General features: G+C 72.4%; 10 protein-coding genes. 8 read left to right on the plus strand and 2 right to left on the minus strand.

The window, feature by feature from the left end; translation table 11 throughout:
* Positions 1-5: 5 nt before the first annotated feature.
* On the minus strand, positions 6-809 hold the full coding sequence (locus tag IF30_RS0124255) for a hypothetical protein (protein WP_030242191.1): 804 nt from the start codon (positions 807-809) through the stop codon (positions 6-8).
* A 150-nt stretch (positions 810-959) separates the two neighbouring features.
* On the opposite strand from IF30_RS0124255, the gene IF30_RS0124260 reads away from it, so the two are divergent.
* From IF30_RS0124260 to IF30_RS0124290, 7 genes are all read left to right on the plus strand, one after another.
* Positions 960-1,751, plus strand: a complete 792-nt coding sequence (locus IF30_RS0124260) for an ABC transporter ATP-binding protein (protein WP_030242195.1) — start codon at positions 960-962, stop codon at positions 1,749-1,751.
* Between the two features lie 183 nt (positions 1,752-1,934).
* Positions 1,935-2,357, plus strand: coding sequence for an NfeD family protein (locus IF30_RS0124265; protein ID WP_030242198.1), 423 nt, complete (start codon positions 1,935-1,937; stop codon positions 2,355-2,357).
* Between the two features lie 10 nt (positions 2,358-2,367).
* Positions 2,368-3,417 (plus strand): SPFH domain-containing protein, encoded by a 1,050-nt coding sequence (locus tag IF30_RS0124270; protein ID WP_030242201.1) that lies wholly within the window; start codon positions 2,368-2,370, stop codon positions 3,415-3,417.
* A gap of 298 nt (positions 3,418-3,715) precedes the next feature.
* A complete protein-coding gene (locus IF30_RS0124275) occupies positions 3,716-4,474 on the plus strand; it encodes a sulfite exporter TauE/SafE family protein (RefSeq protein WP_030242205.1) in 759 nt (252 codons plus the stop codon).
* A 126-nt stretch (positions 4,475-4,600) separates the two neighbouring features.
* Complete coding sequence (locus IF30_RS0124280; protein ID WP_030242210.1) at positions 4,601-4,780, plus strand: DUF1272 domain-containing protein; 180 nt, start codon at positions 4,601-4,603, stop codon at positions 4,778-4,780.
* 70 nt (positions 4,781-4,850) lie between these two features.
* Positions 4,851-5,156 (plus strand): 4a-hydroxytetrahydrobiopterin dehydratase, encoded by a 306-nt coding sequence (locus tag IF30_RS0124285; protein WP_030242212.1) that lies wholly within the window; start codon positions 4,851-4,853, stop codon positions 5,154-5,156.
* A gap of 121 nt (positions 5,157-5,277) precedes the next feature.
* Positions 5,278-7,371 (plus strand): PQQ-binding-like beta-propeller repeat protein, encoded by a 2,094-nt coding sequence (locus IF30_RS0124290; RefSeq protein WP_030242215.1) that lies wholly within the window; start codon positions 5,278-5,280, stop codon positions 7,369-7,371.
* A gap of 111 nt (positions 7,372-7,482) precedes the next feature.
* Here IF30_RS0124290 and IF30_RS0124295 read toward each other — a convergent pair whose 3' ends face one another.
* The gene (locus IF30_RS0124295) at positions 7,483-8,013 is read right to left on the minus strand and encodes an HNH endonuclease (protein ID WP_030242217.1); all 531 of its coding nucleotides are present in this window, start codon (positions 8,011-8,013) and stop codon (positions 7,483-7,485) included.
* 291 nt (positions 8,014-8,304) lie between these two features.
* On the opposite strand from IF30_RS0124295, the gene tyrS reads away from it, so the two are divergent.
* On the plus strand, positions 8,305-9,573 hold the full coding sequence (gene tyrS, locus IF30_RS0124300) for a tyrosine--tRNA ligase (protein ID WP_030242219.1): 1,269 nt from the start codon (positions 8,305-8,307) through the stop codon (positions 9,571-9,573).
* Positions 9,574-9,984: the final 411 nt, after the last annotated feature.

The following is a 9,984-nucleotide window of genomic DNA, read 5'->3' on the forward strand; positions in this document are numbered from 1 at the left end:
AGCCGTCAGCGGGCCTCGCGCTCGTCCACCAGGGCGTTGTAGGCGGCCACCTGGGCCCGCCGGGCGGTGCGCCACAGCGGCGCCAGGGCGGCCTGCCGGGCGGCCATCTCGGAGGCGCTCACGGCCGCGCCGTGCCCGACGGAGGCGATCGACAGCAACGCGGACACCTGGCGGGCCGACTCCAGCACCCGGACGGCCCGCGGCGGGTAGCCCGGCGCGAGCAGTTCGGCGTGCCCGCGCCGGCGGTACGCCTCCAGGGCACGCAGGGCCTCCGGCCCGGCGCCGGCCACGTCGAGCCGGGTGAGCAGCGCGGTCGTCTCGCGCAGCCCGTCCACCAGCTCGCGCTCGGCCTCGTGCAGCGACGGCGCGTCCGCCGGCGGCCTGTCGTCGACCTCCGAGCAGCGCCACAGCACGGTCGCCGAGCGGTCCCCCTCCGGGCCGTACACCTCGATCTCCGGCACCAGCCCGAGCGGCACGCCCACCGTCAGGACGGCCTCGCCCGCCGCCAGGGCGCGGGCGTTGAACGCCGCGGGGCCGGTCAGCCCCAGCGGGTGCCCCGTCGAGGGCAGCGCCAGGCGCAGGCCCTTCACCCCGAGCACCCGCAGCCGGCCCAGGGCCCAGGTCAGCCCGTGCTGCTCGCCCGGCTCGTCCCCGGGCAGCCCGGTCACCCGGTGGCTCTCGTCGGCGCCCAGCACGGCCGCGGCGGCGTTGTCGGGCGGCACCAGGCCCGCCAGCAGGGCGTTGCCCCAGGCGGCCAGCCGCCCCGAACGGGGCTCTTCGTACGGATTGTCGGCAGGTGTCGCGAGCATCCGGCCAGCCTACGGAATCGGCGGTCATCCGCGTGGCGTAGGTTTGCCCATGCGTGTGCGGCGCACCCACCCCGTGCCCACCGGCTGCCGGAGTAGGGGTGCCGCCCGCACCGACGGCCGAGAATCTGGTTTTTTGGGGAAGGCATAGGCATGAGCGACGTGCTGGAGCTGGTGGACGTATCCGTGGTCCGGGAGGGGCGCGCGCTGGTCGACCAGGTCTCGTGGGCCATCTCCGAGGGTGAGCGCTGGGTCATCCTGGGCCCGAACGGCGCCGGCAAGACCACCCTGCTGCAGATCGCCTCCTCGTACCTGTTCCCGACCTCGGGCAAGGTCGCCGTGCTCGGCGAGAGGCTGGGCGAGATCGACGTCTTCGAACTGCGCTCCCGGATCGGTCTGGCGGGCGCCGCCATGTTCGACAAGCTGCCGGCCGAGCAGACCGTGCTGCAGACGGTGCTCACGGCCGCGTACGGCATGACGGTCAGCTGGCAGGAGGCCTACGAGCAGTCCGACGAGTCCCGCGCCCTCGCGCTGCTCGACCGGCTCGGGATGGCCGGCCTCACCGGCCGCAAGTTCGGCACCCTCTCCGAGGGCGAGCGCAAGCGCACCCTGATCGCCCGCGCCCTGATGACCGACCCCGAGCTGCTGCTGCTCGACGAGCCCGCGGCAGGCCTGGACCTCGGCGGCCGCGAGGACCTGGTCCGCCGGCTCGGCGCGCTCGCCCAGGACGAGTTCGCCCCGGCGATGGCGATGGTCACCCACCACGTGGAGGAGATCGCGCCCGGCTTCACCCACGTCCTGATGATCCGTCAGGGCAAGGTGCTCACGGCCGGCCCGATCGACACCGAGCTGACCGCCCGCAACCTCTCCAAGTGCTTCGGCCTGCCGCTCACCCTGGAGCGCCACGGGGACCGCTGGTCGGCCCAGGGCCTGCCGCTGGGCTGAGGCCCCGTCCGCCACCGACCCGGCTCTCGCCCGCTCCTGAGCCGGCTCCCGTCGGCCCCCACCAGCCCTCATCCGTCCGTCATCCGGAAGGCCGCCGGAACCGGTCGCACGTGCGACCGGTTTCCGCCCCTCGACCTGCGGGAACTGTCCGCCTCGAAGGCCTTCGCTCCCTAGGATGGACGTGTGGACAGCTGGATCTGGTGGCTCCTGGCCGCCGCAGGGCTCGGTATACCGCTGGTGCTCAACGCGATGCCGGAGTTCGCCATGTTCGCGGTCGGAGCGCTGGCCGCCGCGGGCGTGGCCGGGCTGGGCGGGGGAGTGGTCCTGGAGACCGTGACCTTCCTCGTCGTCTCGGTGGCGCTGGTGGTCTTCGTCCGCCCCGTCGCCTACCGACAGCTCCAGAAGGGCCCTCAGGTCAGGATGGGCATCGAGGCGCTGAAGGGCGCCACCGCGGTCGTCGCGGAAACCGTCGACGGGGAGGGCGGTCGGATCAAGCTGAACGGCGAGATCTGGTCGGCCCGCGCCCTCCACCCCGACCAGGTCTACCGGCCCGGGCAGCAGGTCGACGTCGTCGAAATCCAGGGCGCGACCGCCCTGGTCATCTAGGGGAGAGTCCGTGGAACCCGTCCTTATCGTGCTGGTCGTCCTGGTCGTGGTGGCCTTCATCGCGCTGATCAAGACGATCCAGGTCATCCCGCAGGCCAGCGCGGCGATCGTGGAGCGCTTCGGTCGCTACACCCGGACGCTCAACGCGGGGCTGAACATCGTCGTCCCGTTCATCGACCGCGTCCGCAACCGGATCGACCTGCGCGAACAGGTCGTGCCGTTCCCGCCGCAGCCGGTGATCACCCAGGACAACCTGGTCGTCAACATCGACACGGTCATCTACTATCAGGTGACCGACCCGCGGGCGGCCACGTACGAGGTGGCCAGCTACATCCAGGCGATCGAGCAGCTGACCGTCACCACGCTGCGCAACATCATCGGCTCGATGGACCTGGAGTCCACCCTGACCTCCCGCGAGGTCATCAACGCCGGCCTGCGCGGCGTCCTGGACGAGGCCACCGGCAAGTGGGGCATCCGGGTCAACCGCGTCGAGCTGAAGGCGATCGAGCCGCCGACCTCCATCCAGGACTCGATGGAGAAGCAGATGCGCGCCGACCGTGACAAGCGCGCCGCGATCCTCACCGCCGAGGGCCAGCGCCAGGCCCAGATCCTCAAGGCCGAGGGTGAGAAGCAGGCCGACGTGCTCAGGGCCGAGGGTGAGGCGCAGGCCGCCGTCCTGCGCGCCGACGGTGAGGCGGCCGCGATCCGGACGGTCTTCGAGGCCATCCACGACGGCGACGCCGACCAGAAGCTGCTCGCCTACCAGTACCTGCAGACCCTGCCCGAGCTGGCCAAGGGCGACTCCAACAAGCTCTGGATCATCCCCAGCGAGGTCGGCGACGCGCTCAAGGGCCTCGGCGGCGCCTTCAACGGCCTGACCGGCAACGGTGGCGCGGCCAACGGCGGTGCGGTCGCGGCGCCCACCGCCCCGAAGGCGGCCCCGGCCACCCAGGTGCCGATCGACCCGGCCGCCGGGCCGCGGCCGGTGGACACCGACAAGGGCGCCGCCCGCCCCCGGGTCGACCCGACCCGGGAGTACCCCAAGATCGACCCGGAGTGAGCGGCTGAGCCGCCCCTCGCCGAGGGCCCGCCGCCGTACGCGTTCCGTACGGCGGCGGGCCCTCGGGCGTTCGCGGGGCCGCTGCGCGGGGCCTGCCCTGAGCCGGGCCGCGGGCTGCTCCGGTGCCGGGCCGCGCGGACTGTTCCGGGGCTGTTCCGGGGCTGTTCCGGGGCCGCTCCGGGGCCCGGCGTCGATCCGGGGTGATGTGGCGTGCGTCCCGAATGCCGGGCGGCCCTGGTCCGACGGCCGGACGGTCCGGCATGATCCCCTCGGACAGGACCGAGACGAAAGGTGACCCATGACGCTCTGGGAGGGGATCGCCGTCCTGGTGGCCGGAGTCGGCGCCGGGATGATCAACGTGATCGTCGGCTCCGGCACCCTGATCACCTTCCCGGTCCTGCTCGCCGTCGGCATCCCGCCGGTCACCGCCAATGTCTCCAACTCCTTCGGGCTGGTACCCGGTTCGCTCAGCGGCGTGATCGGCTACCGCCGCGAACTGGCCGACCAGGGCCGCCGGGTGCTGCGCCTGGGCACCGCCTCGCTGCTCGGCGGGCTGGTCGGCGCGCTGCTGCTGATCAAACTGCCGAGCGGGGCCTTCGACGCGATCGTCCCGGCACTGATCCTGCTGGCACTCGTCCTGGTGGTGATCCAGCCCCGGGTGGCCAAGGCCGTCGCCGCCCGCCGCCGACCCGGCGGCGACCCGGACGGCAGCCCCGTGCTGCTGGCCGGGGTCTTCCTCACCGGCATCTACGGCGGCTACTTCGGCGCCGCGCAGGGCGTCCTGCTGATGGCGCTGATGGGCATGCTGCTGCAGGAGGACCTGCAGCGGATCAACGCGGTGAAGAACACCCTCGCAATGATCGTCAACGCCGTCGCCTCGCTGTTCTTCCTGTTCACGTCGACCGTCAACTGGGCGGCGGCCGGGCTGATCGCGGTCGGCTCGCTGGTCGGAGGCCTCGTCGGCGCCAAGGTCGGCCGCCGCCTCCCACCGGTCGCGCTGCGCGGGGTGATCGTGGTGGTCGGCCTCGCGGCCGTCACCAAGCTGCTGACGGGTTGAACGACCGTCGGATCGTCGGACCCTCCGAACACCCGACCCTCCGAACGCCCGACTCTTCGAACGTCTGACAATCTGAACGCCTGAACGCCTGACTGCATGACCACATGAACGCCTGAGGAGATTGCCATGGCTCTGGAGATGCGTGAGACCTGCGAGCGCTGCGCGGTGTCGCTGACCGCCGACGGCCCCGCCTCGATATATTCCTTCGAGTGCACCTTCTGCCCGGACTGCACCGAGGCCATGGCCGCCGCCTGCCCCAACTGCGGCGGCGAGCTGGTGGCCCGTCCGCGGCGGAAGGCCGCCTGACACCGGCGCCCCGGACCACTTCGGGCGCCACCGGGGGACTCCGGACCGACGACGCACCAGGAGCGCAGCGATGAGCAGCAGGGCACGGCTGAGCGAGGACGAGATCACGACGGCCCTGGCGGCGCTGCCGCGATGGACCCGGGAAGGCGACAGCATCGTCCGGGGCGCCGACGCCCCGGACTTCCCGGCCGCGATCCGGGTGGTCGTCGCCGTCGCCGAGCAGGCCGAGGCGCTCGACCACCACCCCGACATCGACATCCGCTGGCGCACCCTGCGCTTCGTCCTGTCCACCCACAGCGCCGGCGGCCTCACCGGCCTGGACTTCACCCTGGCCGCCCGCATCGACGACGCCCTGCGCGCCGAGTCCGCGGCCTGACGCCCGTCGGGCTGCTGCGCCAGGGAGTCCGTCGAGGGCCCACCTCGCCCCTCCGAGTGGGCGTGAGATGCTGACTGCCGCAATCGGCAGGCAGGCGGCGGGCTCAGGAGGGACGCAACGGATGGCGCAGGAGCCCTTCGGAGACGCCCACGCCCCGTACCCGTGGCACCCCCAGGAGCAGCCGGAGTGGCCGACGGCCGGGTACGGCGGGCAGCAGCCGCAGGAGCAGGCGTACTGGCAGCAGCAGACGGGCCACGACCCGGCCGGGTACGCCCAGCAGCCGTCGTACCCGTACGAGCAGGCGGGCTACGGGCAGGCGGGTCACGACCAGGGTGCCGGGTACGGCTACGGGCAGACCGGGTACGTCGAAGGCGGGTACGTCGAGGGCGGCTACGTCCAGGCGCCGTACGGCGGCCAGGAGCAGTACCAGCCGTACCAGCCGTACCAGCCGTACCCGCAGCACCCGCAGTACCCGGAGGCCCCCGACCCCGCGCAGCAGCAGTACGTGCCGTACGCCTACGCCACCCCTCAGCAGCCCGCCGGGGACGGGCTGTACGTCCCGGCGGGAGCGGAGTACTCGGCGGACGGCTACGTGCACATCGAGGAGGCCGCGTCGGAGCCCGCTCCGCCCGGCCCGGAGAAGGCCCCTGAGGAAGACTCCCCGAAGTCGTCGGAGCGGGCCCCGGCACCTGCGACCGGGCGCGCTGCCGCGCGGTCCCGGAGTGCCGCCCGCCGGGGCGGTGCCGGGGCTTCCGACCCCGGTTCCGACGCCGCGTCAGGCCCGGGATCGGGCCAAGAATCAGGCCAAGAATCAGGCCCAGGAACAGGCCCAGGATCAGGTTCCGCTTCCGGTTCCTCGCTCACGGCCAAGGCCCGGAAGGCCGCCGAGGCCGTGCTGACGGGGGAGCACGTCCCGAGCCGGAAGGCCCTGCTGGTGCGGGCCGGTGCCGGGGTGGCGGCGCTGGGGGTGCTGGTGGCGGCCGGGCTGACGGTCGGCGCCGAGGGCGGCGGCAGTGCGGCGGCGAGCAGCGGCGGCGAGCCGGGGTTCGCGGTGGCGCACGCCCGGGCGTGGTCCGCTCAGACCGCCGCGGCCGGGCAGCCCGCGGGCGACGACACACTGGTCGGCAGCTGGCTGCTCGCGGACGCGGTGGTCCGGGCCGACGGCTCCGGGGTGCACGCGTACGACCGCAGTGGCGGCAAGCCGACCTGGTCGGTGGAGCCGCCGGCTGCCGGGGCCGTCCCGTGCGGCCTGTCGGCGGGCGTGAACCAGGCGGGCCTCGGCGCGGTGCTGTTCCGTTCGCAGGCGGACCCGAAGGCCGCCTGCACGCTGGTGGCGGCCGTGGACACCAAGTCCGGCAAGACCGCCTGGACCAAGACCGTCTCGGACGCCAAGGGCGCCTACTCGGCGCGGATCGGCGTCACCGAGGACAAGGTGATAGCGATCGGCGACGACCGCGCGGTCGCCTGGGAGTCCGCCGACGGCAAGGACGTCTGGCAGTACACCGGCCAGGGCAGGTTCTGCACCCTGTCCGGCGGTGTCAGCGGCAGGACGGTGCTCGTCGCCTCCTCGTGCGCCGACTCCACGCCCGCAGACCAGGCCGTCGCGCTGAACACCGCGGACGGCAAGGTCAGCTGGTGGCGGGGCCTGAACAACCAGCCGAAGACCGTGACCGTGCTGTCCGCCGAGCCGGCCGCGGTCCTCACCACCGGCGACAAGCCGGAGAACGACCGGGTGTTCGCCTGGGGTGCCGCCGGCGACCCGGCCGTCGAGATCCCGGTGGTCACGGACGGCGGCCGGCTGGACGTCTCCCGCGGCACGTTCGCGGCGACTCCCGAGGTGTTCTTCGAAGGCCGGACGATGGCCACCACCCTCACCCCGGCGAACGGCGGCGGGCCGGTGGCCGCGGTCGGGTACGACCTGGACACCGGCAAGCAGCGCTGGAAGGTGCCGACCGCGGCCAAGGGCACCGTCCGGGCGGTCGGCATCGACGGCGGCTCGCTGGTCCTCGCCGCCGACGAACGCCGCGACCAGCCCGCCCGCCTCAGCCGGTTCCCGCTGGCGGGCGGCCGGGAGGCGACCGGCGGCAACTTCCCGCCCGGCACCGGCTCACTGCTGGTCTCCGGGCGGGTGCTGATCGGCGGCGGGCAGGTGGTCGTGGTCCCCGAGCACTCGGCCCACTACGGCACGGCAGCCGGGTACCGGGCACAGGGCTGAGGCTGGTGCCCCGGGCTGTGCCGGTACCCAGGGTGTGCCCGGTACCCAGGGTGTGCCCGGTACCGCAGGCTGCGCCCGGTACCGCAGGGCTGCGGCCGGTGCCGCACGCGGTTACGCGGCGGTCAGCGGGACGCCCGGCACCGGCGGCAGCCAGTCGGCGAGCTCCCGCGCCTCCGAGCCGCGCAGGCCGAGCGCCAGCATCAGGCTCGCCTGCGGGGTCGGCACGAACGGGCGGCGCAGCAGCCTCATCCCGGCCTGCTCCGGCGTCCGGTCCGCCTTGCGCTGGTTGTCCTCGGCGCAAGCGGCCACGGTGTTCAGCCAACTGTCCGCGCCACCGCGCGACTTGGGGTGCAAGTGGTCCACCGTGGTGGCCCGCCGCCCGCAGTAGGCGCACAGGTGCTGGTCCCTGGCCAGGACACCCCGCCGGGACCACGGAGCCTGTTGTCGGAACGGCACCCGTACGTACCGTTGCAGTCTGATCACCCGGGGCACCGGGACGGCTACGCCCGTCCCCCGGATCGAGCGCAAGGGATGCGCCTGCTCCACCACCGCCTTGTCCTGGAGTACCAGGACGACGGCGCGCTGGAGCGACACCGTCGTCAGGGGCTCGTAGGTCGCGTTCAGAACCAGCGTGTTGCGCACTCGGCACACCCTTCCCGCGGGCGTGCCACGGCGGCACGACCGTCTCCACACACGTCACTGCCGCCGCGCGGCGGTGACACCACTGTGAAGGGGCCCGGGGCTGACGAACAACGGAATTTCCGGTATCCGGGAGACGCCCCGGCGAGCGCGCCCCCGGGCCCGGCAGGGCGCCTCGGGAAAACTCGTCGGCCGGAACCGCGTAGGCTCTGACAGGCTGGAGTCGTTCCGACCCGGGGCCCTACGGAATCGGGCCGGCACCGGCGGGCGCCCGACAGAAGGAGAAGCGTGACCGTGACGGACATCGTCGACGAGCTGCGGTGGCGTGGGCTGATCGCCCTGTCCACCGACGAGGACGCACTGCGCAAGGCGTTCGCGGACGGCCCGGTCACGTTCTATTGCGGTTTCGACCCGACGGCCCCCAGCCTGCACCTCGGCAACCTGGTGCAGATCCTCACCATGCGCCGCATCCAGCAGGCGGGGAACCTCCCGCTCGGCCTGGTCGGTGGCGCCACGGGCCTGATCGGCGACCCGAAGCCGACCGCCGAGCGCGTCCTCAACGACCCCGAGACGGTGGCCGGCTGGGTCGAGCGCCTGAGGAGCCAGATCTCGCGGTTCCTCGACTTCGAGGGCCCGTACGCGGCGCGCATGGTCAACAACCTGGACTGGACGTCCGGGATGTCGGCGATCAGCCTGCTGCGCGACGTGGGCAAGTACTTCCGGGTCAACAACATGATCGCGAAGGAGGCCGTCGCCCGACGGCTCAACTCCGACGCGGGCATCAGCTACACCGAGTTCAGCTACCAGATCCTCCAGGGCATGGACTACCTGGAGCTGAACCGCCGCTACGGCTGCAGCCTGCAGACCGGCGGCAGCGACCAGTGGGGCAACCTGACCGCCGGCACGGACCTGATCCGCAAGGCCGACGGGAAGTCCGTCCACGCACTGGCCACGCCGCTGATCGTTAAGGCCGACGGCACCAAGTTCGGCAAGACCGAGTCCGGCACGGTCTGGCTCGACCCCGAGCTGACCACCCCGTACGCCTTCTACCAGTTCTGGCTGAACGCGGACGACCGTGACGTCTCCAACTTCCTGCGGATCTTCAGCTTCCGCTCGAAGGAGGAGATCGAGGAGCTGGAGCGCGAGACCACCGAGCGCCCCGCCGCCCGCCTCGCCCAGCGCGCCCTGGCCGAGGAGCTCACCACTCTCGTCCACGGTGCCGAGCAGTACCAGCGCGCGGTCGCCGCGTCCAAGGCACTGTTCGGGCAGGGCGACCTCGCGGATCTGGAGGCGCCGACCCTGGCCGCCGCCCTGGCCGAGGTCCCGAAGGCCGAGGTGTCCGAACTGCAGCCGGTGGTCGACCTGTTGGTCGCCGTCGGCCTGGCGCCGAGCCGATCGGCCGCCCGCCGGACGATCAAGGAGGGCGGTGCCTACCTCAACAACGTCAAGGTGACGGACGAGGAGGCAGTGCCGACCGAGGCCGACCTGCTGCACGGCCGCTGGCTCGTCCTGCGGCGCGGCAAGCGGAACCTGGCAGCGGCCGAGCTGACCCCGGCCGGCTGACCTGCCTGGTTGGCCTGCCTGGTTGACCTGGCTGGCTGAAAGCACACCCGCTCTGAGCTGCGGCTTCGAGCATCGAGGGCCGGATCTGGTCAGATCCGGCCCTCGGCGTTTGACGACGTCCTCCAGGTGGCCTAGTGTTGAACGAGTCGCTGGAGCGGCCATCCCCTCAGCAGCACCCACCCTCACACTTCGAAGCCCATTCACTTGGGTGCGTTGGCGTTTTCGTCGACCGGGTGTGAGCGTGAATTTCGATTAACTCTCGGAATGCGCTAACGTGGTGGACGTCGCAAAGCGGCCCCGACCAGTTCGGGAAATCGGATGAATGAAACTCCGGAAAACGGAGCGGAAAACATCTGATAAGCTGGAAACACGAAAGAACGAAGCCCGGAGGGTCCGCTGGAAGGCGGTCCG

This window comes from Streptomyces sp. NRRL S-350 (assembly GCF_000719705.1).
Lineage (GTDB): Bacteria > Actinomycetota > Actinomycetes > Streptomycetales > Streptomycetaceae > Kitasatospora.